The sequence below is a fragment of the Kitasatospora herbaricolor genome (assembly GCF_030813695.1).
GTDB lineage: Bacteria > Actinomycetota > Actinomycetes > Streptomycetales > Streptomycetaceae > Kitasatospora > Kitasatospora herbaricolor.
On sequence record NZ_JAUSVA010000002.1, the window covers coordinates 7307910 to 7332670 of the forward strand.

Sequence of the window (24761 nt, forward strand, 5' to 3'; positions counted from 1 at the left end):
TCAGCCGGTCGGGCCGGCCGTCGGCGGACCCGCTGCCGGTGCGGCGTCCGCCGACGGGCCGGCTGCCGGTGAGCCCGTGGAAGCCGCCGGGGGAGTGCCGCTCCCGGACGGCGTGCCGGTGTCGGTCGGGTCCGGCCAGGGCTGGTGGGCCGGGTCGTTGTAGACGCCGGTGCAGCCGCGCCCGCCCGGCTGGACCCCGCAGACCTGCAGGGTGGTGTCCGAGCCGCTGGCGTCGACCATCGCCGAGTAGTTGTCGTACCCCCAGTGGATCTCGGCGGTCTGCTGCTGGCCGCTGTTGGTGGTGATGGTCGCCGTGTCCTTCGGCGCCCCCTGCTTGATGGCCGCCCAGGCGGCCAGACATCGCTGGCTGTAGCGGAGGTAGATGATCCGCTCGCCGATGTTGCCGGTCAGCAGGGTGCGGGCGTCCACGGCGCAGCCGCTGGCCTGCGGGTCCTTGCCGACGCAGCCGACCCCCTGGCAGGGCGGTGCCACGGCCGGTGCCGGGTGGCCGGTGGCGGTGGCGGACGGTGTCGCGTCGTGCCCGGCCGAGGTGCTCCACGGCGGCGTGTCCCTGAGCAGGAGGGCGACCAGGAGGGCGGCGAGGGCGCCGACCGCCACCAGCGCGTACCGCAGCCGGCGGCGCGGGCGCCGGCCCGGCCGCCCGGGCTCGGGCCCGGCCTTCGCGGCCTTCGCTGGGCTGTCCTCCCCCTCGGGGGGCCGGAGCGGACCGGTGGGTTCCGGCGCCGCCGGGCCTTCGACTGCGGTGGCCTCCCCGGCCTCCCCGGCCTCCGCCGGCTCCGCGGCCACCCCCACAGCCGGCCCCGCAGGCACGTCCGCTCCCGGCTCCGCCGCTCCCGGCCGGTGGGGCGCGGCCGGCTCCAGGTCGGACGCCCCGGGCGGCGAGGAGGACGACTCCTCGGCCAGCGCCTTCTCGTACAGGGTCGTGAGGAGGGCGGAATCCGTGCCCGAGGCCTTCACGAGGCTGTCCAGCGCCTGCCTGGTTATCAGCCGCTTTCCGTTCAGCCACCGTTCCCACGACGCTTTGCTGAAATGCGTGCGCCGGGCCGTCTCGGCGAGTGACCAGCCGTTCGCGTCCTTGATCTCCCTGAGAGCCCGGACGAGCAAACGCGTCGATTCGGACATCTCGTCGGGAAGCGGTCTCCAGGTGGAACTCATCGGGAATGTCACACTCCAGTCGAAATCGGAAAGCGGATGCTGACGCTCCGTCAAAATGCCTGCGCACTTCGGGATACGAGCGTCTCAATATCGGGCCGACTGCGTCTCAACATACAGATCAGGGGCTTGAGACGCTCCGCGAAGTCTCAAAGATCCCGTGCCCCCTCGAACTCCGGTTCACCGCTGGGCCAGAGTTGTCGCCGTCGGGCAGGGAACGGCCCGGGCACATGGCATCGAAGTCGTTCCGCGCTCCTGACAAATGCGGACGACTCCGAATTCCGAACCGAAAGGCATCACAATGAACATGAAGAAGGCGGCTGCTGTTCTGGCTGCGGCGACCCTTGGTGTCGTGATTCTCGGGACGGCCACGCCGGCCCTCGCGAGCAGTGGCGGCTGCGTCTCCGGTGACGCCTGCCTCTACTACAGCCCGGGTCTCGGCGGGGCCAAGTTCGGCAAGGGCGAGGCCGGCAACTACAGCGGTGTGTTCGGTGGCGGGGGCGCCGGCAACGGCCAGGCCGTGCTGAACAACGCCGCCTCGGTCTGGAACATGGACCCGAACTTCAACCTGCGGGTCCACTACCGCGAGTACAGCATCCGCAACTCCGGCCCCAACCAGTACATCCCGCGCAACCAGTGGGCCAACCTGGGCGCCGTCCCGTGGAACGGCGGCTCGGTCAACATGCGCAACAACAACCACTCCCAGAGCTGGGAGTAGTCCGGCCCTGACCGGGTGCCGCGCCGTCCGCGTCGAGCGGCGGGCGGCGCGGCACCCGCCCGGCCCCGTCAGGACCAGTTGCGGTCGCCGTTCGACCGGCGAGCCGGCGCACAAGGAGTTCCAGATGACGTCCCCCCGCCGGGCCCGTTCGGCACCGGCCCTGCTGCTGACCCTCCTCGCCCTCGCGGCCGCCGGGTGCTCCGCCGGCCCCGGCGCTCCGCAGGCCCGTCCGTCCGCCACCACGCTGTCGCCGATGGACCCTCCGCCGATCGGCGACGTCCCCCGGTTGACCCGGGTCGACGACCGGAGCCTGCCGGTCGAGGCGTACCTGCTCACGGGGGAGCAGTTCCGGAGCTTCGACGCGGCGCAGAGCAAGCTGGCCACCGGCTGCCTGCGGGAGTACGGGCTGGCCTACACCCGGGCGCCCGGGTCCGCCACGGCGGCCGAGACCCAGACCACCCACCGGTACGACCCGGTCGATCCCGCCGACGTGGCGGTCAACGGGTACCACTCGCCCGATCCCGCGGCCGGGACCAAGCCCTCCGGCGCCCCCTCGATCGACCCGGACGTGCTGACCGTGCTCGGCAGCGGTCTGGGCCCGGACGGCAGGTCCGCCCAAGGGGCCCCGACCGAGTTCCACGGCAAGCCGCTCCCGGCGGGCGGCTGCCTCGGGGGCGCCCAGCAGCGGCTGACCGCGCAGGGCGGGACGGGCCGGGACGCCGATGTGGCGGTGGCGGTGAACTTCGAGGGCTTCGAACGCTCGATGGCCGACCCCCGGGTCAAGGAGGTCTTCCAGGCCTGGTCGGCCTGCATGAAGGAGCGCGGCTACTCCTACCCCACGCCCGGCGACGCCCTGAAGGACGCCCGATGGGGGGCCGCCGCCGGGCCGTCCGCCGAGGAGATCGCCACCGCCACCGCCGACGTCGACTGCAAGGCCCGCACCAATGTGGTCGGCGTCTGGTTCACCGTCGAGGCGGCCTACGAGGGCGAGCTGATCCGCCGCCACCAGGCGGAGCTGACGGCGGTCAAGGCCGGCAACGACGCCATGACGGCGCTGGCCCGCTCGGTCCTCGCGGCCGGCTGAGACGCGCGGGGGCGCCGCCCCGACTCCGACCCGCACGCGCTCCGACCCGCGCCCAGTCCGGTCCGCGCTCCCGGGCCTCTGCCGTCGCGCCGTCGCGCCGTCGCGCCCTCGCGCCCGACCGGTGCGCCGCCGCACGCCCGCACCCACCCGTCCCGGAACCGCCGGGAGAACGAGGAAGAGAGAGAACCCCATGTCCACAGCGACCCTCCGCCCACCCACCCGGGCGCCCGGCGCCCGCCTCACCTCGGTGGCGCTCGCGCTGGCCGTGCTCCTGTTCGGCCTGCTGCTCGGCCCCACCGCGGGCCAGGCCCACGCGGTGGACGTCCGGCTCCTCCAGCGCGACCTGGCGGGGCTCAGCTACGCCCCGCTCAGCGGTGTCGACGGCGTCTACGGCCCGCAGACCACCGACTCGGTGCGGCACTTCCAGCGGGACAACGGCCTGGCCGTGGACGGCGACGCCGGGGCGAACACGATGGCCGCGCTGACCGCGAAGGTCAAGCAGGTGCAGGCCAAGGCGGGCGCCGCCGCCGACGGGGACTACGGCCCCGGCACGATCGGCGCGGTGCGGACCTACCAGAGCGCCCACCACCTGGACGTGGACGGCATCGCCGGCCCGCAGACCATGGGCGCGATGAACATCGACCGCATCACCTCCAGCGGCACCGGCACCAGCAGCGACACCCGCCTGCTCCAGCGCAACCTGGCCGGCCTCGGCTACCTGGCCGCCGGCGGCGTGGACGGGGTCTACGGCCCGGCCACCAAGAACGCCGTGCTGTCCTTCCAGAGCGACAACGACCTGGCGGTCGACGGCATCGCCGGCCCGCAGACCAACGCGGCGCTGACCGCGAAGGTGAAGCAGGTGCAGGGCAAGGCGAGCACGCCCGCCGACGGCGACTACGGCCCCGCCACCACCACCGCGGTGCGGACCTACCAGAGCGCCCACGGCCTGGAGGTCGACGGCATAGCCGGCCCGCGGACCATGGCGTCGATGGGGATCGCCCGCGAGCTCGGCGGCGGCAGCCCGGGCGGCGAGAGCGGCGGCACCCCCACCGTGCCCCCGCTGGACGGCAGCGTCCGCGACAGGATCGTCCAGGCGGCCCGCTCGCAGCTCGGCGTGCACGAGTGGGGCAACAACTGCAACCCGTACGGCCCCTGCGAGGCCTGGTGCGCCCTGTTCGCCAGCTGGGCCTGGCGGCAGGCCGGCGTCAACTTCAGCACCGCCTTCAGCGGGGACTTCTACTACTACGGCCGCAACCACGGCACCCTGCACAGCGGTCTGAGCGACCCGCAGCCCGGTGACGCCATCGTCTTCGGCAGCGGTCCGCAGAACACCAGCACCAGCGTGCACGTCGGCATCATCGAGAAGGCCAACGCGGACGGCACCGTCGACACCATCGAGGGCAACTCCGGCGACCAGGTGATCCGGCACCACTTCTCCCCGGCCGCCCGGGGCGCGTACGCCATCGTCTCCCCCGCCGGGGGCTGACCGGCGCGGTGCGCCACCCCGGCCCCGGACGCACCCCGCGTCCGGGGCCGGGGTGCCCGCGTCCCCGGTTACCCCGGGCGGCCGGCGCCCGCCGGCGCGTCCCGTACGGCGGCGGCCGCCGAGGCGCTCACGGCGTGTCGTACGGGGTGAGCACCAGCCGCACCACGTCCTCCAGCCGGCGCCGGGCGTCCCCCAGGGTCGTCCGGCCGGTCACCCAGGCCGTCAGCTCGCCCTGCCAGGCGTGGCCCACGATGTGCCGGACGAGATCGCTCGCGGCCGTGGGCACCTCCGCCATCACCGCCTGCAGGGCGGCGCTGTCGGCCCGGGCCATGCCCTGCAGGGCCTCGCTGGCGAACGGATCGGTGGACGCCGCGACGGCCACCCGCAGCCGGGCCAGCTGCGGTTGGCGCTGGTAGGCGCGCATGCCGTGCCGGACGAAGCGCACCACCCGGTCCGTCGTCCCCAGCCCGCCCCGTGGCCCGCGCAGCTCCGCCACCAGATCGGCCAGCAGCAGCCGGTGCCACTCCGCGATGGCGGCGGCCAGCAGGTGGTCCTTGGAGGAGAAGTAGCGGTACGCCGTGCCGAGGGCGACTCCGGACCGCTCGCAGACCTGCTTCATCTGCAACCGCTCGACGCCGATCTCGTTCACCAGGGCGAGCGCAGCGGCGATCAGGCTCTCGCGGCGTTCGAGTTGGCGTGGAGACATCGCCTCCACCGGCCGTGGTGACAGGTCAACCTTGGTCACCCGCACCATCATACGGGCCGGGGCGTTGCCGGAGTATGACGCGTGGAAGCCCCGCGTGCTACCGCGGGCCGCGGCGGTCGCGGACCAGTGCCTCCTGGACGGCCGAGGCGACCAGCATCCCGTCCCGGCTGTAGAACTCGCCGTGGGCCAGGCCGCGCCCGTCGGAGGCCGAGGGACTGCGCTGGGCGAACAGCAGCCACTCGTCGGCGCGGAACGGCCGGTGGAACCACATCGCGTGGTCCAGCGAGGCGAGGATCACCTCGGGCGGTTCGGTGCGCTGGAACCGGTGCGGCTGCAGGTGCAGGGTGGCGGTCGAGGCGAGCGTGAGGTCCGACAGGTAGGTCAGCGCGCAGACCTGCAGCAGCTGGTCGTCCGGCGGCAGCGGGGTGCCGGCCCTGAGCCAGACGAACTGCTGCGGCACGCCGGGGACGGCGGCCGGCAGCCCGGGCGCGTCCGGCGGGATGAACCGCATCTGCAGGGTGCGGAACCCGTCGGCCCGGGCGTAGTCCTCCGGGTCGGCCCGCTCCCAGACCAGGAACGGGTCCGGCAGGTCCTCGGGCGCGGGCACCGCCGGCATGGTGCGCTGGCGGCTCTCGGCCGGCTCGGGGTGCTTGAAGGACGCGGAGAGCGTGAAGATCGCCTGGCCGCTCTGCAGGGCCGTCACCCGGCGGGTGGCGTACGACATGCCGTCGCGGACCCGGTCCACCTCGTAGTCGATCGGCCGGGTCGGGTCGCCCGGCCGCAGGAAGTAGCTGTGCAGGGAGTGCACCGCGCGCCCGCGGTCGATGGTCCGCCCGGCGGCGGTGAGCGCCTGCGCGGCGACCTGGCCGCCGAAGGCGCGCATCGGCGCGCCCGCGTGGCACCAGCCGCGGAACAGGTTCTTGTCCAGCTCTTCGATCTGCAGCAGCGCGGCGAAGGGACCGATGCCGCCGGTTGCCTGCGTCTGCTGCTCAGTGGGCTCGCTCACCCGCTCATAGTGGCAGAAGCGGGCCTTCCGGCGATGTGACCTGGATTACCTGGACACCGCCGAAGCGAGTAGAACGCGTTCTCGTCGGACGCCTTGTCAGAGCCTGCCCCTAACGTTCCGGCCATGACGCAAGCCGTACAGGCGTACGCCTACCTCCGCCCCTCCGCCGTCCACGAGGACCAGGCCGGGCGCCGCCTCGCCCTGGAGACCTCGGGCGGCACCACACCGCTCGGGGCGGCCGCCAACCCGCGCTTCTTCGCCGGGTTCCTGACCGCCCCCGCACCGGCCGCCGCCGCCCTGCTGGCCGTCGCCGACGTCGCCGCCGCCCGCTATCACCGGCCCCGGCTGCACGCCTCGCTCGACCCGGTGGTCACCGCCAACGGCGACCGGCTGCGCTTCGAGTCCTTCTCCGGCTGCTGCGGCGTCTACGCCCGCCTGGACGTGCTGGCCGACGGCCTGGACGGCGACGAGATCGGCCACGGCACCACCAACGTCGACGTGAACAACCCGCTGCGCGACTCGCTCGGCCGGATCGGCGCCGCCGATCCGCTGCACCTGGCCGTCGGCCCCGACGCCCTGGAGGTCACCACCCTCGACGGGCCGCTGGTCGAGAAGAAGGTCCCGCTGCCGGACCGCTGGCTGCGGGGCTTCGCCGAGACCCAGGTGATCGCGGCCGGCCTCGACCTGCGCGCCGAACTCCCCGCCGCCGAGGCGGTGGCCTTCCTCCGGACGCTGCCCCGCACCGCCGCCGGCGGCGCGCAGTCCCGGGCCGTCCGCTGGGTGGTGCCAGCCGGGCGGACCTTGCGCCCCACCAGCCGACCGGTGCCCGGCGCCGTCTGCCTGCCCGGCCCCGAGCGGCTGGTCGCGCTGCAGCGGGTGCTGCGCCACGCGCGTGCCCTGCGGGTCTACGGCCCGTCCGGCGTCCGGGAGGCCGCGGCGGCCGCCTGGGAGGTGGTGCTGCCCGGCATGCGCCTCACCCTGACGCTCTCCCCGGACGCCTCCCGCGGTTTCTCCGGCGAGGGCGGCGTGCTCGGCGCGCTCGCCGCCGGCACCGAGCAGGACGCCGACCGGATCGCCGAACTGCTCGCCTGGGAGCCCCGGATCGAGCCGGCCGACCTCGCCGAGCAGTCCGGCCTGCCGGTCGACCGGGTGCGGGCCGCGCTCGCCCGGCTCGGCACCGCCGGGCAGATCGGCTACGACAGCGCCGAGGCCGCCTACTTCCACCGGCAGCTGCCCTACGACTCGGGCCGCGCCGAGGCGCACAACCCCCGGCTGCGCGCGGCGCGGGCGCTCGCCGCCGCCGGCGCCGTCCGGGTCGAGCCCGGCGGGACGCTGGCCACCGTGACGGTCGACGACCACCTCCAGCGGGTCAGGACGGACGAGAAGGGACAGGCGAGTTGCACATGCCTCTGGTGGGCCAGGTACCGGGGTGGGCGCGGGCCCTGCAAGCACGTGTTGGCCGTCGGGCTGGCGCGCGAGGCGGCGAGCGGGCCGGCCGGACACGGGCCGGCGACCACGGCGGCGACCGGGGCGACCCGGTGAACCGGGGCGAGGAGCTGCGGCTCAAGGTGGCCCTGCGGGACACCCGGACCAGCGGCGAGAAGGTCGTGGACGCCTGCCGGAGGGGGAAGCCCTCCCTGCTCCCCGGGCTGCTGGACGGCATGACACCGGCCGAGCGCCGGGCCTGCCTGCCCGAGCTCAAGGAACTGCGCAAGCAGGTGCGCGAGGACTGGTCCAGCAGCAGCCGCCCGGTCCGGGAGGCCCTCCAGGTGGCCGGCGCCGGCTGTCACACCGCGCCGGCGGCGGCCGCGTCCTGGATCGGCGCCGGCGACCTCGCCGGCTGGGCCGGCCTGGACACCCCCGCCCTGGTCACCGTGATCGAGCGGCAGCCGGCCGAGTGGCAGGCCGGCGTGGTCGCCAGGCTGGCCGCCCGCCGCTCCACGGCCTGGGGGTGGAACGACTACCCGGCGATCGAGCGGATGGTCCGCAGCTCCGGCTGCCCGGTGCCGACCTCGGACGCCTTCGTCGAGGGCTGGCTGCGGGACCGCACGCGGGGCGCCGACGGCAGGCGGCGCCGGGGTTCGCTGCTCGGCGTCCTGCGCGAGGACGACCTGCTGCCGGCCCTGCTGCCCAGGCTGTTCGAACTCGCCGAAGTGGCCGGCAGTCTCGCCCCGGCCCCGAACCGCACGCCGCCGGACACCTGGCCCGGGGCGCTGGCGGAGCTGGCCCGTTCCGGCGTGCTGGACCGCGCCGAACTGCTCGCGCTCTGCCTGGCCCGGCTGGTGCGCGGCGGCCGGCCGAACGACCAACGGGCCTTCCTCGCCGTGCTGGAGGCGCTCGCGCCGACGGCGGACGAGAACCTCCGGCACGCCCGCGACCAGGTGGCGATGCTCGACGGGCTGTCGACGGTCGCGGCCCGGGCCCAGCAGGTGCTGGCCGGCCTGGACGACGCCGGCCTGCTGGCACCCGACCTGCTCACCGAGGCCTCCGAGGTGGTGCTGTTCCGCACCGAGAAGAAGCTCGTCCGGGCCCAGTTGACCTGGCTGGACAGGACCGCCCGCCGCGACCCGGACCGGGCCGGGCCGGTGGTGCTGGCGACCGCCGGGGCCTTCGGGCACCCGGACACCGCGCTCCAGGAGCGCGCCCTCAACGTGGTGGCCCGGCACCTTCCGGCGGCCGGCCCGGCCGTGCTGCCCGACCTGCGCCTGGCCGCCGAGGGCCTCAACCCCGTCCACCACCGGCGGGCCGCCGAACTGCTCGGCATGGCCGCCCCGGCGCCGGTCGGCATCCCGGCCGACCTGCTGCCGCCCGCCCCGCGGCCGCAGCCGCTGGCCGCGCCGCTCGCCACCCCCGCCGAGGTCGCCGAGGAGCTTTCCGCGGTGCTGGCCGGCGGCGCCGACGTGGCCGCCTTCGAACGCGTCCTGGACGGCCTGGTCCGGCACACCCACCGGGACCGCGAGGCCCTGGTCGAGGCCCTGCAACCGGTGCTGCGGGTCCATCAGTGGCACGGCGGGCAGCGGTGGACGGACTGCGGGCCGTCGGACGTCCTGTACGTGGCCTCGGCCGTCGCCGGGCTGCTCCCGCCCCAGCGCCTCTGGGACGGACTGCACGGGAAGGGCCGCTCCCCGCTGCGCGCCCACGGGAACACCACCGTGTTCGGGCGCTGGTTCGCGGCCCGGCTGGAGGAGGCCGCCTGGCAGGTCACGGCCACCCGGCCGCCGCTGCTGCTGGCCGTTCCGTCGGTGGCGAGCGGCGCGCTGGACGCGGCCGAGCTGGTGGCCAGGGTGGCCGCCTACGAGGCCGCGGGCGCCCGGCCCGGCGAGGTGGACCTGTCCTGCGCACTCCTGCGGGTGGTGCCGACCGGCGACGCCGGGGTGCTGGCCGCGGCCGGCCGGCTGACCTCCCCGGCGGGCCTGCGGGTGGCCGGCTGGCTGCGGGCGGGCGGACTGCCGGCGCAGCCGTCCGAGCGGGTCCGGTTCGCGCCGGGCCGGGGCGGAAGGCCCGATCACCGCTACCAGGAGCGCTGGTGGGAGGGCCTGGTCCGGTACGAGGTCGCCCAACCGGGGCCGCGGGTGCCCGAGGGGCCGGGCGGCGAGGGCCTGGTCCAGGAGTGCCTGGACCTGCTCGCCGCGACCGGGCCCGGCGTGGAGCGGGCCAGGAGCCAGACCGAGTGGACCTGGAGCCCGACCCCGCACTGGCTCGCCGCACTGCCGAACCACCGCGAGGAGTTGGCGGCCCGCCTGCTGGACGGCTTCGCGGGGGCCGCCGACCGGGACGAGCGGGGCGCCCCGCAGCTGCTCCCGTACCTCGCCGAGGCGGACGGCCCGGCCGGGCCGGCGGTGCACCTGGCGCTGGCCTACGGGCTGGCGGCGCGTCACGAGGAGGACCGGGCGGCGGCCGTGGACGCACTGCTCGTCCTGGCGGCCCGGGGTGACCTGGACGGGGGCCTGCTCGGTGCGGAGCTGGCGGAGCTCGCGGGTGTCGGCGCGCTGAAGCTGAGCCGGCTGGCGCCGGCGCTGGCTTCGGCGGCCGGGACGGGCGCGTACGGGACGCTCTGGTCGGTGCTGGCCGGCGCGTTGCCGGGCCTGCTGGCCGGGCTCGCGCCGGTCGGGGCGCCCCGGGGGAGCGGGGAACTGCTCGCGGTGGCGGCGGACTGTGCGCGGCGCTCCGGTGCGAGCGGCGCTGTCGCGGAGGTGACGGCGCTGGCCGCCCGGGGCGGGTCGAGCCGGCTGGTGCGCGAGGCGAGGGCCCTGCGGGAGGCGCTGGGGGAGGCACGGGGTGAGGCGCCGGGGGAGAGGTGACGGGAGCCGTCCGGAGTGACGAGGCCGCAGGCCCGCCGGTGGGAGCAGGTGTCGGCCGCACGGGTTCAGGAACGATCGTTCTTGACTGATCGTTCCTGAACCTCTACGGTCTGAGGCATGGGAAGACCACGCGCTTTCGACGAGGACGAGGCCGTCCAGGCCGCAGCCGGACTGTTCGCCGCCCAGGGGTACGAGGGCACCTCGGTGGACGACCTGGTCACCGGGCTCGGCGTGCACCGGGGCAGCCTCTACAAGGTGTTCGGCAGCAAGCGCGGCCTCTACCTGGCCGCCCTGCGCAGGCACCTGGACCAGGAGGTCCTCCCGGTGGCCGCCGCCCTCGCCGCCGCTCCCGACCCGGCCGTCCTGCTGACCCGGGCCGTCGCCGCCTACGACGGCGGGCCCGCCGGCGGGTTCCTGCTGCTGGCCGCCGCCGAGCGGGCCCCGGTCGACCCCGAGGTGGCCGCGCTGGTGGAGGAGGGGCTGGCCGCCCTGGACGTGGCGGTCGCCACCGTCCTCGGGGCGGAGGAGCCGCCGCCCGGGGAGCCGGCCGACGGCCTGGCCGGGATCCTCGGCGCGACCGTCCTCGGACTGCGCCTGCGGGCCCGGGCCGCCGGCACCCCGCCGCCCGCCGAAGCCGTCGTGGCCTTCGCCGGCCGGCTCGCGGCCACCCTGCCGCAGCCGCCTCGACGGGCCTAGGCCCGGCGCCACCGCACGTCGTCAGCACGGCGCACCGCACCACCCACCCCGTACCACCCACCGCGTACCACCCGTAGCTAAGCAACAGCAGAGGAGCGTTCCATGGCCCGTGTCAGCGTCACCGACGGCACCCTGGTGGTCGAGGTCGAGGGGATCGACAAGCTCTGGGCCCTCAAGAGCCGGCTGGAGATCCCGCTGGCCAACGTCCGCGGGGCGACGATCGACCCCGGGATGGCCCACGAGTCCAGGGGCATCAAGCTGCTGGGCACCCACATGCCCGGGCTGATCACCGCCGGCACCTTCCGCTCCCACGGCGACCGGGTCTTCTGGGACGTCAAGAACCCGGCGGGTGCGATCGTCGTCGAACTCGCCGACGAGAACTACACCCGCCTGATCCTGGAGGTCGCCGACCCGCGGGCGACCGTCCGGCTGATCGAGCAGGCCAAGCGCCCGGCCTGAGCCGGCGTCCGGCCCGAGCGGTCCCCGTCCGGAGGCCCCGCTCGGCGCGAGGACCACCCCCGTTTTGACGGCCCGCCGGGCGCCCGGGTCGCCCCCGGGGGCGCGGTCGGGGCGGGGGACGCGGGCCTCTAGAGTGGGCCGTCCCCGCCGCCGAACCCCGCCCGGAGCACCTGTGCTGCACCTGCGACTGATCGTGCCCGCCGACCTGCGCGAGACCGTGCGCGATCTGCTCGACGGCTCGGTCGGCGTGACCCACCTGATCACGCTGCCCGACGCGGCCGTCCGGCCCGCGGGTGACGTGGTGCTGTGCGACGTGGCCCGCGAGGCCGCCGACGAGGTGCTCGGGGCGCTCCGCGCGACCGGGATCACCGAGCGCGGCGCCATCGGCGTCGAGCAGGTCGAGCTGACCCTCTCGGCCGCCGCCGACGAGGCCGAGCGGCTGGCACCGGGGGAGGGCGCCGACGCCCTGGTCTGGGAGGAGGTCTCCGAGATCACCCATGAGGAGTCCACCCTCACCGGCGTCTACCTGGCCTTTCTGGCCGTCGCCACCATGCTGGCCGCCTGCGGCGCGGTGCTGGACAGCGCGATCCTGGTGGTCGGCGCGATGGCCGTCGGGCCCGAGTTCGGCCCGCTGGCCGGACTCTGCGTCGCGCTCGTCCAGCGGCGGGCCCGGCCCGCCCTGCGCTCGCTCCTGGCGCTGGTGGTGGGGTTCGCGGTGGCGATGGCCCTGACCGCCGGTTTCACGCTGCTGATGGACGCCCTCGGCCTGTTCAGTCACGAGGCCTTCGAGGCCGCGCGGCCCAACACCTCCTTCATCTGGAAGCCGGACGCGACGTCCTTCGTGGTGGCCTTCCTGGCCGGCATCGCCGGCCTGCTCTCACTGACCTCGGCCAAGGCCGGGATGCTGGTCGGCGTCGCCATCTCGGTGACCACGGTGCCCGCGGCCGCCAACGCCGCCGTCGCGCTCGCCTACGACGATCTGGGGCAGTTCTGGGGTTCGAGCACCCAGCTGGCCCTCAACACGGCCGGCATCCTGCTGGCGGGGATGCTGACCCTGACGGTCCAGCGGGGCGCCTGGTGGCTGACCCGGCGTCGGGGCGGCGCGGCCGTGCGGCCCGGCGCCGGCGGCTGAACCACGGCCGGCCGGACGGGGTCGCCGGCCCCGGTCGTCCCGTCCCGCCGGGGCTGCCGGGGGACGGGGGCCGGCCGGTCGCGGCGGCGGATCAGACGGTGACGCCGTCGCCCTCCGCCGCCGCGACCTGCGGTCCGGCGGCGACCGCGGGTGCGCCCTGCGAGCCGTGCGCGGCCTGCCCGGACTGCCCAGCCTGCGTGGCCCGGGTGCCCGGCCCGGCCTGGGCGGCCGCTGCGGCCCCGGTGACCTCGGCGGCCGGCTCCTCGCCGGCCAGCGAGTCCGGGACGACCAGGTCGGCGCCGGCGGGCATCGAGGCGACGGCCCGCCACCACAGCTTGAGCGGGGGCGGGTCGGCCGGCTCGAAGGGCTTGCCGGGCCGCGGCACCGCCAGCGTCGCGCCCAGCGCCTCGGCGGCCGCGACGCTGCGCTCCGGCGGCTCCTCCCAGGGGTGCGGCGCGAGGTTGAAGGTGCACCAGTGGATCGGCAGCATCACCTCGCCGCGGAGGTCCAGGTGCGCCCGGACGCCCTCCTCCGGCGTCATGTGCACCTCGGGCCAGAAGTCGCTGTAGGCGCCGACCTGCATCATGGTGGCGTCGAAGGGCCCGAGCCGCCGGCCGATCTCGGCGAAGCCGGGGAAGTAGCCGGTGTCGCCGCTGTGGAACACCCGGTGCCGCGGGCCGGCCACCACCCAGGACGCCCAGAGGAACAGCGGGCTGGTGCGCGGCCCCCGGCTGCAGTAGTGCCGCGCGGGGGTGGCGGTCAGGGTGAGCCCGGCGACCTCCGCCGACTCCCACCAGTCCAGTTCGACGATCCGCCGGGCCGGGACCCCCCAGTGCTCCAGGTGCGCGCCGACGCCGAGCGGTACCGCGAACGTGGCGCCGGTGCCGATCAGGCCTCGGACGGTCGCCATGTCCAGGTGGTCGTAGTGGTCGTGCGAGACCACCACCACGTCGACGGGTCCCAGCTCGGCGAGCGGGATCGGGACGGGGTGCAGCCGCTTGGGCCCGGTCCAGCCGAACGGTGAGCAGCGCTCGCCCCAGACCGGGTCGAACAGCACCCGCCGGCCGTCCAGCTCGGCCAGCACGGTCGCGTGGCCCAGCCAGGTCAGCCGTAGTCCGGAGGCCGGTGGCTCGGCCAGCTCGCCCGGCAGCAGCCGGTGCAGCGGCACGGCCGCGGCGGGCATCCGGCGGACCCGGTCGGCGGTCAGCTGGGCGTGGGTGACCTCCAGCGGTGACCTCTCGTAGACCAGGCGCCGGGTCGGCACCGGATTACGGAACGCACCGTCCACGAACTGGGGTGAGCGGTGGATCCGGGCCAGCCGCTCACCGCGCGGATCGGCGCCGAAGGCCTCCGTCCGGATCTGGTGCCAGGCGGTGCGCGGCAGCCCGGACAACCGAGGAGGGGAGGAGAACTGCGAGGTCAGACCGGTGACGCGGGCGTACCACGGGAGGGAGCTGGGCACGGTACCTCCAAGGACGGGAGCATCCGGGCCGCACCGGCGGGGTTGCCGTCGTACGGCCGTCGTACGAGCGTCTATTGCCCAACTGTTGCGGTTCGAATACCGGCATGCCGAGGGCCGCACGACAGCGACGCGGGAGCCCTTGCCGTACGACAACCATCTCGTCGGACCATACCGGCCGGGGGCGGCCCCGACCCGGTGGAACCGCCCGCGGGACGCCGTTCGGCGTACCGCCCGCCGGGGCCGGACGGGCCGGGCCCCGCGGCGGTGCCCCGGCTCCCCGAGGCGGCAGGGGCCTCGGAGGCCTCGGAGGCCTCGGAGGTGTCAGAGGTAGAAGCGGGTGATGGTCTCCGCGACGCAGTGCGGCTTGGCGCTCTCCTCGCTGACGACGGTGAACCGCACCACCGCCTGCACCCCGCCCGGCACCTCGGTGGCGGAGACCAGCTCGGCCGTCGCCCGCAGCGCCGTGCCGACCGGGACGGGCGCCGGGAACCGGACCTTCTCCGAGCCGTAGTTCAGCGCCATCCGGACGCCCTCGACGCCGTAGCACTCCTTGGCCAGCACCGGGATCAGCGAGAGCGTCAGGTAGCCGTGCGCGATGGTCGAGCCGAACGGGCTCTCCTTGGCGCGCGCCGGGTCGACGTGGATCCACTGGTGGTCGCCGGTGGCCTCCGCGAACAGGTCGATCCTGGCCTGGTCGACGGTGTGCCACTCGCTGGTGCCCAGCACGGTGCCGACGGCCGCGGTCAGGTCGGCGAGGGAGGCGAAGATCGTCAAGGTGCGCTCCAGGGGGCGGGGATGCTCCGGGGTGGTGGGGCGGCCCGGGGTGCGCGGGACGCGGGCCGCCGGTGCCTCCGCAGAGTATGCCTACTCACCGGTCACCTGTCAGCGGCACTCCCCGCGGCCGGTCCGCCGGGCCCCGGCGCTCCCGCCCCGGCCCTCGGCCGCCCGGTTGCTCAGCTCTTCTGCAGCGAACGGCCGAGCGGCAGCTGCCGCTCGCCGCTGACCAGCTCCGGGAGGATCAGCACGAACATCGGCTCGGCGGCCCCGGCGCAGTCCTCCCAGGGGCGCGGGCCGGTCCGCAGCAGCCGCTCGTGCAGCGCCGGGTCGGACACCACCTGGGCCCGTCCGTGCACCAGGACGCTCCACCCCGTCCGGGTGGCGGCGTCCAGGACGTCGGCCTGGAAGGCGGCCACGGTGTCGTCCAGGGCCCGCCGGACGGTCACGCCCTGCCGCAGGGCCAGCACCAGCGGGCCGTCCGCCGTGACCTCGAACGCCACCGGCAGCACGGCGGGCAGCGCGTGGGCGGTGTACACCACCCGCCCGACGGGCACGGTGCCGAGCAGGTGGAGGCACTCCTCCTCGCTCAGCGACTCCACACGGTTGTCACGGTCCATGTGGTGAATGGTCCCCCTCCGGGCGGCCGCGCCATAGGGCCCATGGTCCCGGACCGCCGGGACGGACGGCCGGGCCGGGCCGGCGGGGCGGTCCGGACGGGCGGCCCCGGCGGCGGCGCCGCGCCCGCCGGCCGAAAGGCGCCCGGGAGCGATTAGGGGTCGGATTCCGGACGCCGTCCTTCCGGCGGCCCCCGCGGCGGTAGCTTGGCGGCGGTACGGGGCGTTCCGTACGCGGTACGGCGCAGCGGTCCCTGGTACGGCGGGGCCGGCAAGGAGGGGTGCGCGGATGGTCGGTGGAGTCGATCTGGTCGTGATCGGGGCGGACGGGGGGCCGGAGCGCAGCTACGGCGGCTCGGCCATGGCGGCGCAGGGGGCGCGGCTGCTGGCCGAGGTGCTGCCCGGGATGTGCTTCGACGCCGGGGCCGCGGGCTGCCGGGTCACCCTGCTGGAGCCGGAGGCGGACGCCAACCGGATGCTGACCGCCCTGCGCGAGGCGGCGGGGCGCGGCGGGCGCTGGCTGGTGGTCTGCCTGATCGGCCAGCTGGTGACCGACCCGAAGGGCCGCCGGCTGGCCCTGGTGACGGGCGGCAGTACGCCCGACAACGCCTACCGGCGCGGGCTGGCCTGGGACTGGGTGGTCAGCGCGATGGTCCACGGCGACCAGGAGGAGACCTTGCTGCTGGTCGACGCGGTCACCGACCGGGACACCTGGACGGCACTCGAACGCGGGGGCGGCGAGGACGGGGTGGGAGAGCTGCTCAGCTACTCCCGGGTGCCCTTGTGGGGCCGGGTCGCACGGCACTCGGGCGGCAGACGCGGCCGGACGGACGTCCTGCCGGGCGGCGAGGGCTCGTTCAGCCGCTCGCTGGTCCGGGTGCTGGAGCACGGGGTGCCGGGCGGGCCGGCCGCGGTCGGCCCGCTGGAGCTGCAGCCGGCCGTCCTCGCGCAGGTGGAGCAGGCGGAGGCGGCGGCCGGCCCGGCCGCCGCCCGGGTGCTCGTACCGCCGCAGGGCGGAAGGTTGTTGATGCGCAATCGGGCGGCGGTGCGGGGCGCATTGGCCGGATTGTCGCTTTCCGAAGAACTGTTGGCCGTTCTGTGGCGAGAAAATGCCCCGACGGATCCGCCGTCCGCGTAAGGTCAGGGGGCCCGAGGTGTTGCCGAGATGGGCCGGTTTGGCGAAGAATCGATGCTCTGGCGGCAGACACGGCGGGGACAGCGGATTTTTATCGGCGGCCAGTGACCACGGACGGGGTCGGTCGCGACGAGGTGGGGCGATGCGGCAGCGCGGAAATGTGTTGCGTCCTGGGGCGGTTGGGGTTGGTGGGGCGGTATTGGTGATGCTGCTGAGCTCCTGTGGGGCCAGTGGTGGAGCCGGTTCTGCTGATCGGCTCGGGACTTCCGCACCCAGTGTTGCGGCAGTGACTCCGGTAACACCTTCGGGTGGTTCCGGCACGGACGGGATCGCGCCGACCGAGGGCCCGGAAGGAGCCATCGGCCGGGCCGCCCTGAGGACGTATCAGGACTGGTGGGCCGCGCAGACGGACGCCTTCGGCCGGTCCGATTCCGACGCTTCCCAGCTTCAGGCCTACTCGAGCGGGAAGGCCCTCACCGAAGCGGTCGCCAACCTCCACCAGTTGCACGAGGCGAAGTTGGTGATGATCGGAAGTCCACGCAATTCCCCGGTGGTGAAGGTCATTGATCTGAAGGCGGATCCGCAGACCGCCGTCGTCGAGGACTGCCTGGATGTGACCGACTGGCATCAGGCGGATGCCACCACCCGTGCGACAAAGGATCCACAGAAGCGCCTGACGCGGTACATCGCGACCGTTTCCCTGCGCAAGTCCGATGCACGCTGGCTGATCGTCGAGTTCAAACGCGAGGTGGACCGAACGTGCTGAAGTCTATTGGGCGATTGACGATTCGGGTGATGCTGGCGGCCGGGCTGCTGCTCACCCCCGCGGGCCCCGCCTGGGCGGAGGGCCCGGACGGTGATGTGCACCAGTGCGAGGTGACCACCATCTGCACCGATGTGCACGAACCGGGGACGACACCGACACCGGGAACCACCGGAGGCACCGGTACGAACAACGGCGGCGGCGTCCAGACCTGCACCTGGAACGGCCAGCAGTGGCCGTGCTGGGACAACGACCTGGGCTGGTTCGACAGTTCGAACGGCTGCTACTACCACCGCTCCAGCCCGCAGCCGCCCGCCGGCAGCAAGGACTGGGCCGGCCACGACCCGGCGGACGGCGCCGTCTACGAGGTCAACTGCCGGCAGACCGCCGGCGGTCTGCTGCCGCAGGACCCGGTCTTCCTCGCCCAGGCCCCCGGCGGCCCGCCGCCGGACAACCCGGCCACCCTCGCCAAGGACGCCCGCGACCGGATCGTCTTCACCGCCCCGCAGCCGCACATCGCCCCGGCCGAGAAGGCCCTGGTCGGCCTGCCGGTCTGGCTCTGGTACGACTGGAGCGGCGCGGCGAAGCCGCCGCAGCCCGTGACGGTGAAGGGCAACTACATCTCGGTCACCGCCACGCCCTCGGTCCGCAAGGTGATCTGGGACCTCGGCGACGGTCACACCGTGGAGTGCAAGGGACCGGGCACGCCGTACCCGCCCGGCGCCACCGGGCCGTCCCCCGACTGCCCCTACGTCTTCACGGCCAGCTCCGCGCTCAGGGCCAACGGCTCGTTCTCGGTGACGGTCACGGTGGTGTGGCAGACCGACTCGGTGATCGTCGGCGCGGGCACGAAGGTCGGGCAGCCGATCCTGCTGTCGACCACCAGCGCGCCGTTCGAACTGAAGGTCGGCGAGGTCCAGGTCCTGAACTGACCGCCGCCGCCCACCCCTCCCGTACCAGTACCGACCCGCACGAAAGGCCGAAACCCGGTGGAGAACCGAACCTATCCGACGCCGGGTACCGGCACGGCCACGCTCGTGCCGGAGCCCGCCCGCGGCACCCCGCACACCCCGCCCCGCACCCTGCGGGCCCGGCGGCGCCGGCCGGCCGTGCTGGCCATGGCGGTGGCCCTGATCGCGGCCGGCGGGCTGGGCGGCGCGGTGCTCTACAACAGCACCGGTCAGCGGATCGCCGTGCTGGCACTTGCCCATGACGTCCCGTTCGGCCAGGTGCTGACGGCGAACGACCTGGTGGTGGCCAGGATCGCCGGCGACCCCGCGATCAAGCCGTTGTCCGCCGCCGACCAGGCGCGGGTCGTCGGGATGCGCGCCGCCACCGACCTCAAGCAGGGCGCGCTGCTGGTCAAGGCGGACATCGCGCAGGGCCTCACCCTGCAGCCGGGCCAGCTGGTCGTCGGCATCGCGGCCAAGCGCACCCAGTTGCCGGCCACCAAGCTGCAGCCGGGGGTGGCGGTGATCGTCGTCTCCACCCCCGACCCGGGCTCCGGTCAGGGCGGCGGAACCACCCGGACACCGGAGGCGCTGGCGGCCGTGGTCACGGCCGTCGGCAAGGCCGACACGGACGGCAGCCAGGTGATCGACGTGGCGGTCGCCGCGGCCGAGGGCGTGCGGCTGGCGGCCTGGGTGGCGAGCACCAAGTTCCAGGTGGTGCTGGCCCCGCGCGGCGAGGCCCCGGCCGCCGCACCGTCCGGGGCGGCACCGTCCGCCCCCGCCACCGGCGGCGCACCGGCCACCGGTGCCTCCGGGCCCGCGCCGTCGGGGAGCGCGACGCAGAGGAGCGGCACCTGATGGCGGTGATCGCGGTCGTCGGCGGTCCGGGGGCGCCGGGCGCCACCACGGCGGCCCTCGCCCTGCTGCTCGCCTGGCCGTTGGAGCCCGGACGCAAGATCCTGCTGGTCGAGTGCGACCCGGACGGCGGAGCCGTCCTCGCGGGCGCCCTGGAGGGCCGGGTGGAGGCGGTCTACGGGCTGCGCAACCTGGCCGTCGCGGACCGGCGGGGACTGCTCGCCCAGACCCTCTGGGACCAGCTGATCGACCTCTCCCCGGAGGGCACCACCGAGCGGCTGCTGCTGCCCGGCCTCACCGACCCCACCCAGGCCCCCGGGCTGGCGTACACCTGGGAGCCGCTGGTCGAGACCCTGCACGGGCTCGAACAGCAGGGCTACGACGTGCTCCTGGACCTCGGACGCTCCGGCGCCACCGGGCCGAGCGCGGTGCTGGCCCGCCGCGCCGACGTGGTCGTGGCCACCCTGCGGACCACCCTGCGCGGGCTCAGCGCCGCCCGGCCGCGGCTGGCCGCCCTGCGCGAGGACCTCGACAACGCCGGCAGCGGCGCGGACGCCCTCGGGCTGCTGCTGGTCGCCGAAGGCCCCTACTCCGCCTCCGAGGTCTCGCGCGAGTTCGGCCTGCCCACCCTGGGCCTGCTGCCGCACGCGCCGCGGACGGCGCGGGTGCTGTCGGACGGCGGGGACAGCACCGACCGCCGGTTCATCCGCTCCGAGCTGATGCGCACGGCCCGCTCGGCCGCCGACCAGATCCAGTTGCTCACCCGCAGCCGCCGGCGCCGGCTGGCACCCGGGGGGTCGCCCGCGCAGGCCGCGGCCGCACCGCTCGCCGCGGGCGGGGCGCCGGAGCCGGCCGGCCCGCAGGCCCCGCCCGTCCCGCAGGTTCCTCACGCCCAGCACGTCCCGTACGGGCAGGCGGCGTACGCGCGCCCGGTTCAGGACCAGCCCGTCCAGGACCGGTCCGCCGACGCCCGGCCCGCGCAGGTCCGGCCGCCGGCCGCGCCGGTGCCGCCCGGGCAGGGCCTCCCGGTGCCAGGTGGCCTCCCGGTGGAACACCAGCCGCCGCGCGGTTCCTGGCAGTCCGGCCCCACCGGCCATCCCCTGGCCTACCCGCAGCAGCCCGGGCCGCCCGGGTACGGGACGGCGCCCGCGTACGGCGCCGCTCCCGCGCACGGAACCACGTCCTCGTACGGGACGGCGCCGCTGGCCGGGCTCGCCCCGCAGCCGGCCGCCCCCGCGCCGTTCCCCGGGCAGCAGCCGCCGCCGCAGGCCCACCCCCAGCAGACCTGGGCCGCACCGCAGTCCGGCGCGGCCCAGGGGTACGGCGGTCCGCAGCCGTCCGCTCCGCAGTCGTCCGGGGCCCGGCCCCCGGGGTCGCAGGCGTACCCGCAGACCGGGCAGCCGTCCTGGCCCCAGCCCGCGCCGGGGTACTGGTCGCAGGAGCCGGATGGGGCCCGGCCGCCGCAGACGCCGTCCACGCAGACGCCGTCCCCGCTGACGCCGTCCGCCGTGACGCCGTCCGCCGCGGGCGGGGCGGGCGCCGGCCGGGTGGACCGGGGCGGGCCGGCCGACGCCGGCGAGCCCGGCACCGGGAGCCCCGACGACCCGCAGACCCCGCAGTCGCAGACCCCGCAGATCAAGTACGGGCAGGTGCTCCGTGCGCGGTAGCCCCCTGAACCAGCGGCCCGCCGCCGACCCCGCCGCCCCGCCGTGGGCGGCGCCGCTGCCCGGCCCGGGCGGCCCCGGCGTGCCCGGCCCGGCCGCGACCGGTCCCGTCCGGCCCGGCCCGGTGCCGGCCGGCGCCCACCCGGCGGCGACCGCGCCCACCGCCGTCCCCTCGGCGCTGCCCTCGCTCGACAAGCGGGGCTCGGCGACCCGGCCCGCCGTGGACCCGCAGGTCGCCCGGGAACTCAAGCGCCAGGTCGCGGCCGAACTGCACCAGCAGCTCACCCGCCTGGCGGCCACCTCAGGCACCGACGCGGACCGGGCCACCCGGCGCCAGCGCGGCCGGGCGCTGATCGAGGAGGCCGTCGCCCGGTGGTCCGACGCGTACGCGCAGACCCACGGCATCCCGCCCACCCGGGAGCAGGACCGCGCGCTCTCGGAAGCCGTCTTCGACCTGCTGTTCCGGGCCGGGCGGCTGCAGCCCTACCTCGACGACCCGGACATCGAGAACATCCTGATCAACGGCTGCGACGACGTCTGGATCTCGCGGGTCCACCAGCCGCTGCGCCAGGTGCCGCCGGTGGCCGACAGCGACGAGGAACTCATCGAACTGCTGCAGGACCTGGCCCGCCAGCACGGCGGCGGCGAGCGCAGCCTCTCCACCGCCAGCCCGACCCTGGCGCTGCGGCTGGAGGGCGGGATGCGCCTCCAGGCGATGACCGAGGTCACCCCGCGCCCCTACGTCGCGATCCGCCGCCACCGGGTGGCCTCCGCGACCCTCTCGGACCTGGTCCAGCTCGGCACGGTGGACCCGACCCTGGCCGCCTTCCTGGCCGCCGCGATCCGGGCCAGGAAGAACGTGATGATCACCGGCACCCAGGGCGTCGGCAAGACCAGCCTGCTGCGCGCGATGGCCGCCGAGATCCCGCCGGACGAGCGGATCGGCACCCTGGAGTCGGAGTTCGAGCTCTGGCTGCACACCCTCGGGCACCTGCGCCAGGTCGTCCCGATGGAGGCCCGCGAGGGCAACGGGGAGCGCGTCGAGGGCAGGATGGCCGGCGAACTGACGATCGGTGAACTGATCCCCGCCGCGCTGCGGATGACCCTGTCGCGGATCATCGTCGGCGAGGTCCGCTCCGGCGAGGTCGTCCCGATGCTCCGGGTGATGACGAACGGCGAGGGCGGCTCGATGTGCACCCTGCACGCCCGCGGCCCCCACATGGTGGTCGACCGGATCGCCGAACTGTGCCTGGAGTACGGCTCCCACATGACCGACAGCCTGGCGTACCGCCTGACCGCCAACGCGATCGACCTGATCGTGCATGTCACCATGGTCGACGAGACCGCCGTCGGCGGCCGGCGGCACCGGTTCGTCTCGCACGTCCTGGAGGTCGCCGGCCTCGGCGAGCACGGCCGGCCGGCCCTGAACACCGTGTTCGGGCCGCGCACCGAGCAGGGAGAGCCCCGGGCCGTCCCGCACACCCAGCCGAACTGCCTGGACGACCTGCGCCGGGCCGGCTTCGACGCCTCCCTCCTGCAGTCCCGGTACGGCACCTGGGCCGCGCCCCTGCACCTGCGGATCGGCGGCGCCCGATGATGCTGCTCTACGCCCTCTGCGGCCTGCTGGTGGCCGGCGGCCTGGCCGCCCTGGTGGTCGGCCTGCGCGGCAGCGAGCCCGCCGAGGAGCCCGCCGGCGACCCGCCGCCGGGCCGCCTGCACGTCCTCTGGCACGGCGGCCCCGGCGCCGCCTCCCCCCGGGTGGCGCGCCAGCGCCGGGTCCAGCTCCCGCTGGCCCTCGCCGGCGCCCCGCTCGGCTGGCTGTTCACCGGCATCCCGCTGGTCGCCCTGATGGTCCCGCTCGCCGTGTTCGGCCTGCCGTGGCTCTTCGACTCCACCCGCTCCGACACCCACCGGGTCGAGCAGCTGGAGGCGCTCGCCGAGTGGACCCAGCGGATCGCGGACGTGCTGCTGCTCGGCGTCGGCCTCAACCAGGCCATCGTCACCAGCCGCCGGACCGCGCCCGCCGCGCTGGAGCCGGAGATCGCCGAACTCGCCGCCCGGCTGCAGTCCCGCTGGCGGCCCGAGGACGCCCTGCGGGCCTTCGCGGACGCCCTCGCCGACGCCACCGCCGACAAGGTGCTCGGCGCGCTGCTGCTGCGCGCCGGCGACAGCGGCCCCGGCCTGGCCCGGGCCCTCGCGGACCTCGCCGAGTCGGTCCGCGAGGAGGTCCGCCAGCGCCGTTCCATCGAGGCGGACCGGGCCAAGCACCGCACCACCATCCGCTGGCTGGTGGGCATCATCCTGCTGGTCGTCGTGGTCGGCTCGTTCAACACCGGTTACACCGCGCCCTACAGCACCTTCGTCGGGCAGGTCGTGCTCGGCGTGCTCGCGGCGCTGTTCGTGGCGGTGATCGCCTGGATGCGCGCGCTGGCGGCGCACCCGCCGCTGGCCCGCGTCCTGGAGCCCGACCGGCGCAGCAAGGCCGGCCGGCTCGCCACCGACCGCGACCCCGACGAGCAGGGCGCCGAACCCCTCGACCCGCTGTCCAAGGAGGTCCGGTGATCTCGCCCTGGTCGGTCCTGGCCGGCGCCGTCGCAGCCGGTGGAATCGCCCTGCTCGTCTCCGAACTACGGCCGGCCGCACCGGATCTGGGCCAGGCCCTGGACCGGCTCCACCGCACCCCCAGCGGAGGCCTGTCCGAGGACCCGCAGGAGGCCCCGCGCTGGTTCGACCGGCTCGGTGCCGGTGCGATCGGCCTGCCCGGACTGCGGATCCCGCAGCGCGAACTCGCGCTGATCGGCCGCACCCCCGCCCGGTTCATGGCCCACAAACTGCTGTTCGCCGTCCTGGGCCTGCTGCTGCCGGCCTACGTCTCCGCGATGGCCGCGCTCGCGGACAGCGGCCTGCCGCTGGCCGTGCCGTTCGTCGTCGGGCCGCTGCTCGCCGGGCTGTTCTGGTTCGTCCCCGACGGCATCGTGCGCGGTGAGGCCAAGGAGGCCAGGACCGAGTACCTGCACGGTATCGCCACCTACCTGGAACTCGTCGCCCTGGAACGCGCCGCCGACTGCGGCCCGGCCGAGGCGCTGCGCAGGGCCGCCGCGGTCGGCCGGGGCACCGTCTTCCGGCGCATCCGCGACGCCCTGGAGCGAGCCGCGACCGACCGGCTGCCGCCCTGGGACGGCCTGGACGCGCTCTCCGTCGAACTCGGCCTGACGCCCCTGCAGGACGTCGCCGACATCATGCGGATCTCCGGTACGGACGGGGCCGCGGTGTACGACACGCTGCGGGCCCGCGCCAAGAGCCTGCGCGGCGAACTCCTCGCCGAGGACCTGGCCCGCGCCAACACCGACAGCGAGCGGATGGTCGCCCCCGGCTCCGCGCTCACCCTGCTGATGACCACCCTGATCGTCTTCCCCGCGCTCTACCAGATGCTCAACCCGTCCTGACGGACCGGCGGAGGCATCCGATCCCGGTACGTCCCCCGATCGACACCTGGAGTCCCGATGACCGCTCGACTTCGCCTACTGGCCGGTGCCCTGCTCCTGCCCTTCCTGCTGCCCCTCCAACTGGCCTCGATGCTGCTGCACTACCGGGCCGGCCGGCTGCGCGCGGCCCGGGCCGCGGGCGACCGCGGCGCGATCAGCATCGAGCTGGCCCTGGCCGTGATCGCCCTGATGCTGATCGCCGGCGGGGTCATCGTCGCCATCAAGTCCCTCGCCTCCGACGTCACCAAGAAGATCCCCACCACGGACCCGGTGAAGTGATCCGAAGCCCGCGCCG

Annotated in this window: 23 protein-coding genes; 17 read left to right on the forward strand and 6 right to left on the reverse strand. The window is 75.4% G+C overall.

Annotation, left to right across the window (positions count from 1 at the left end; all coding sequences use genetic code 11):
* Positions 1-1143: a helix-turn-helix domain-containing protein gene (locus tag J2S46_RS31745; protein WP_191287974.1), complete on the reverse strand. Its 1143-nt coding sequence runs from the start codon at positions 1141-1143 to the stop codon at positions 1-3.
* 382 nt (positions 1144-1525) lie between these two features.
* Between J2S46_RS31745 and J2S46_RS31750 the strand changes: the two genes are divergently transcribed.
* From J2S46_RS31750 to J2S46_RS31760, 3 genes are all read left to right on the forward strand, one after another.
* The gene (locus J2S46_RS31750) at positions 1526-1891 is read left to right on the forward strand and encodes a hypothetical protein (protein ID WP_191287975.1); all 366 of its coding nucleotides are present in this window, start codon (positions 1526-1528) and stop codon (positions 1889-1891) included.
* A gap of 124 nt (positions 1892-2015) precedes the next feature.
* Positions 2016-2975, forward strand: coding sequence for a hypothetical protein (locus J2S46_RS31755; protein WP_191287976.1), 960 nt, complete (start codon positions 2016-2018; stop codon positions 2973-2975).
* Positions 2976-3165: 190 nt separating this feature from the next.
* A complete protein-coding gene (locus tag J2S46_RS31760; RefSeq protein WP_191287977.1) occupies positions 3166-4461 on the forward strand; it encodes a peptidoglycan-binding protein in 1296 nt (431 codons plus the stop codon).
* A 127-nt stretch (positions 4462-4588) separates the two neighbouring features.
* On the opposite strand, the gene J2S46_RS31765 is transcribed toward J2S46_RS31760, so the two are convergent.
* Together J2S46_RS31765 and J2S46_RS31770 are read right to left on the reverse strand one after the other, a co-directional pair.
* Entirely contained in the window at positions 4589-5206 is a 618-nt protein-coding gene (locus tag J2S46_RS31765) for a TetR/AcrR family transcriptional regulator (protein WP_229911997.1), read from the reverse strand.
* Between the two features lie 58 nt (positions 5207-5264).
* The gene (locus J2S46_RS31770; protein ID WP_229912000.1) at positions 5265-6173 is read right to left on the reverse strand and encodes an acyl-CoA thioesterase; all 909 of its coding nucleotides are present in this window, start codon (positions 6171-6173) and stop codon (positions 5265-5267) included.
* Positions 6174-6296: 123 nt separating this feature from the next.
* On the opposite strand from J2S46_RS31770, the gene J2S46_RS31775 reads away from it, so the two are divergent.
* The 5 genes from J2S46_RS31775 (at position 6297) to J2S46_RS31795 (ending at position 12761) form a co-directional block, all read left to right on the forward strand.
* Complete coding sequence (locus tag J2S46_RS31775) at positions 6297-7715, forward strand: DprA-like winged helix domain-containing protein (RefSeq protein WP_191287978.1); 1419 nt, start codon at positions 6297-6299, stop codon at positions 7713-7715.
* A complete protein-coding gene (locus tag J2S46_RS31780) occupies positions 7712-10474 on the forward strand; it encodes a DUF7825 domain-containing protein (protein WP_191287979.1) in 2763 nt (920 codons plus the stop codon). Before J2S46_RS31775 ends, J2S46_RS31780 begins: the two co-directional genes overlap by 4 nt.
* Positions 10475-10591: 117 nt before the next feature.
* Complete coding sequence (locus tag J2S46_RS31785; RefSeq protein WP_191287980.1) at positions 10592-11170, forward strand: TetR/AcrR family transcriptional regulator; 579 nt, start codon at positions 10592-10594, stop codon at positions 11168-11170.
* 102 nt (positions 11171-11272) lie between these two features.
* On the forward strand, positions 11273-11629 hold the full coding sequence (locus tag J2S46_RS31790) for a hypothetical protein (RefSeq protein WP_191287981.1): 357 nt from the start codon (positions 11273-11275) through the stop codon (positions 11627-11629).
* Positions 11630-11801: 172 nt separating this feature from the next.
* Complete coding sequence (locus J2S46_RS31795) at positions 11802-12761, forward strand: DUF389 domain-containing protein (RefSeq protein ID WP_191287982.1); 960 nt, start codon at positions 11802-11804, stop codon at positions 12759-12761.
* A gap of 91 nt (positions 12762-12852) precedes the next feature.
* Here the strand turns inward: J2S46_RS31795 and J2S46_RS31800 are convergent, their stop codons facing one another.
* From J2S46_RS31800 to J2S46_RS31810, 3 genes are all read right to left on the reverse strand, one after another.
* Positions 12853-14154 (reverse strand): MBL fold metallo-hydrolase, encoded by a 1302-nt coding sequence (locus tag J2S46_RS31800; protein WP_191288302.1) that lies wholly within the window; start codon positions 14152-14154, stop codon positions 12853-12855.
* A gap of 390 nt (positions 14155-14544) precedes the next feature.
* Positions 14545-14997 (reverse strand): MaoC family dehydratase, encoded by a 453-nt coding sequence (locus tag J2S46_RS31805; protein ID WP_191287983.1) that lies wholly within the window; start codon positions 14995-14997, stop codon positions 14545-14547.
* A gap of 179 nt (positions 14998-15176) precedes the next feature.
* The gene (locus J2S46_RS31810; RefSeq protein WP_191287984.1) at positions 15177-15617 is read right to left on the reverse strand and encodes a pyridoxamine 5'-phosphate oxidase family protein; all 441 of its coding nucleotides are present in this window, start codon (positions 15615-15617) and stop codon (positions 15177-15179) included.
* A gap of 286 nt (positions 15618-15903) precedes the next feature.
* On the opposite strand from J2S46_RS31810, the gene J2S46_RS31815 reads away from it, so the two are divergent.
* From J2S46_RS31815 to J2S46_RS31855, 9 genes are all read left to right on the forward strand, one after another.
* Positions 15904-16752 carry a hypothetical protein gene (locus J2S46_RS31815; RefSeq protein ID WP_191287985.1) on the forward strand — a complete coding sequence of 283 codons (849 nt, stop codon included), beginning with the start codon at positions 15904-15906 and terminating at the stop codon, positions 16750-16752.
* A gap of 283 nt (positions 16753-17035) precedes the next feature.
* Positions 17036-17515, forward strand: a complete 480-nt coding sequence (locus J2S46_RS31820; protein WP_191287986.1) for a hypothetical protein — start codon at positions 17036-17038, stop codon at positions 17513-17515.
* 14 nt (positions 17516-17529) lie between these two features.
* Complete coding sequence (locus J2S46_RS31825; RefSeq protein ID WP_191287987.1) at positions 17530-18444, forward strand: hypothetical protein; 915 nt, start codon at positions 17530-17532, stop codon at positions 18442-18444.
* A 57-nt stretch (positions 18445-18501) separates the two neighbouring features.
* Entirely contained in the window at positions 18502-19320 is an 819-nt protein-coding gene (locus J2S46_RS31830; protein ID WP_229912001.1) for an SAF domain-containing protein, read from the forward strand.
* On the forward strand, positions 19320-20984 hold the full coding sequence (locus J2S46_RS31835) for a hypothetical protein (RefSeq protein WP_191287988.1): 1665 nt from the start codon (positions 19320-19322) through the stop codon (positions 20982-20984). The genes J2S46_RS31830 and J2S46_RS31835 overlap by 1 nt, the downstream gene beginning before the upstream one ends.
* Entirely contained in the window at positions 20974-22578 is a 1605-nt protein-coding gene (locus J2S46_RS31840) for a TadA family conjugal transfer-associated ATPase (RefSeq protein WP_229912002.1), read from the forward strand. Before J2S46_RS31835 ends, J2S46_RS31840 begins: the two co-directional genes overlap by 11 nt.
* Positions 22575-23543 carry a type II secretion system F family protein gene (locus J2S46_RS31845; RefSeq protein WP_191287989.1) on the forward strand — a complete coding sequence of 323 codons (969 nt, stop codon included), beginning with the start codon at positions 22575-22577 and terminating at the stop codon, positions 23541-23543. The genes J2S46_RS31840 and J2S46_RS31845 overlap by 4 nt, the downstream gene beginning before the upstream one ends.
* Positions 23540-24427, forward strand: a complete 888-nt coding sequence (locus tag J2S46_RS31850; protein WP_191287990.1) for a hypothetical protein — start codon at positions 23540-23542, stop codon at positions 24425-24427. The genes J2S46_RS31845 and J2S46_RS31850 overlap by 4 nt, the downstream gene beginning before the upstream one ends.
* 57 nt (positions 24428-24484) lie before the next feature.
* The gene (locus J2S46_RS31855; RefSeq protein WP_191287991.1) at positions 24485-24745 is read left to right on the forward strand and encodes a hypothetical protein; all 261 of its coding nucleotides are present in this window, start codon (positions 24485-24487) and stop codon (positions 24743-24745) included.
* Positions 24746-24761: the final 16 nt, after the last annotated feature.

Coding starts and splice junctions, on each gene's coding strand:
- J2S46_RS31745 (WP_191287974.1), bottom strand. CDS start 1,143: ATGTCCGAATCGACGCGTTTGCTCGTCCGGGCTCTCAGGGAGATCAAG.
- J2S46_RS31845 (WP_191287989.1), top strand. CDS start 22,575: ATGATGCTGCTCTACGCCCTCTGCGGCCTGCTGGTGGCCGGCGGCCTG.
- J2S46_RS31815 (WP_191287985.1), top strand. CDS start 15,904: ATGGTCGGTGGAGTCGATCTGGTCGTGATCGGGGCGGACGGGGGGCCG.
- J2S46_RS31790 (WP_191287981.1), top strand. CDS start 11,273: ATGGCCCGTGTCAGCGTCACCGACGGCACCCTGGTGGTCGAGGTCGAG.
- J2S46_RS31760 (WP_191287977.1), top strand. CDS start 3,166: ATGTCCACAGCGACCCTCCGCCCACCCACCCGGGCGCCCGGCGCCCGC.
- J2S46_RS31785 (WP_191287980.1), top strand. CDS start 10,592: ATGGGAAGACCACGCGCTTTCGACGAGGACGAGGCCGTCCAGGCCGCA.
- J2S46_RS31835 (WP_191287988.1), top strand. CDS start 19,320: ATGGCGGTGATCGCGGTCGTCGGCGGTCCGGGGGCGCCGGGCGCCACC.
- J2S46_RS31775 (WP_191287978.1), top strand. CDS start 6,297: ATGACGCAAGCCGTACAGGCGTACGCCTACCTCCGCCCCTCCGCCGTC.
- J2S46_RS31755 (WP_191287976.1), top strand. CDS start 2,016: ATGACGTCCCCCCGCCGGGCCCGTTCGGCACCGGCCCTGCTGCTGACC.
- J2S46_RS31855 (WP_191287991.1), top strand. CDS start 24,485: ATGACCGCTCGACTTCGCCTACTGGCCGGTGCCCTGCTCCTGCCCTTC.
- J2S46_RS31810 (WP_191287984.1), bottom strand. CDS start 15,617: ATGGACCGTGACAACCGTGTGGAGTCGCTGAGCGAGGAGGAGTGCCTC.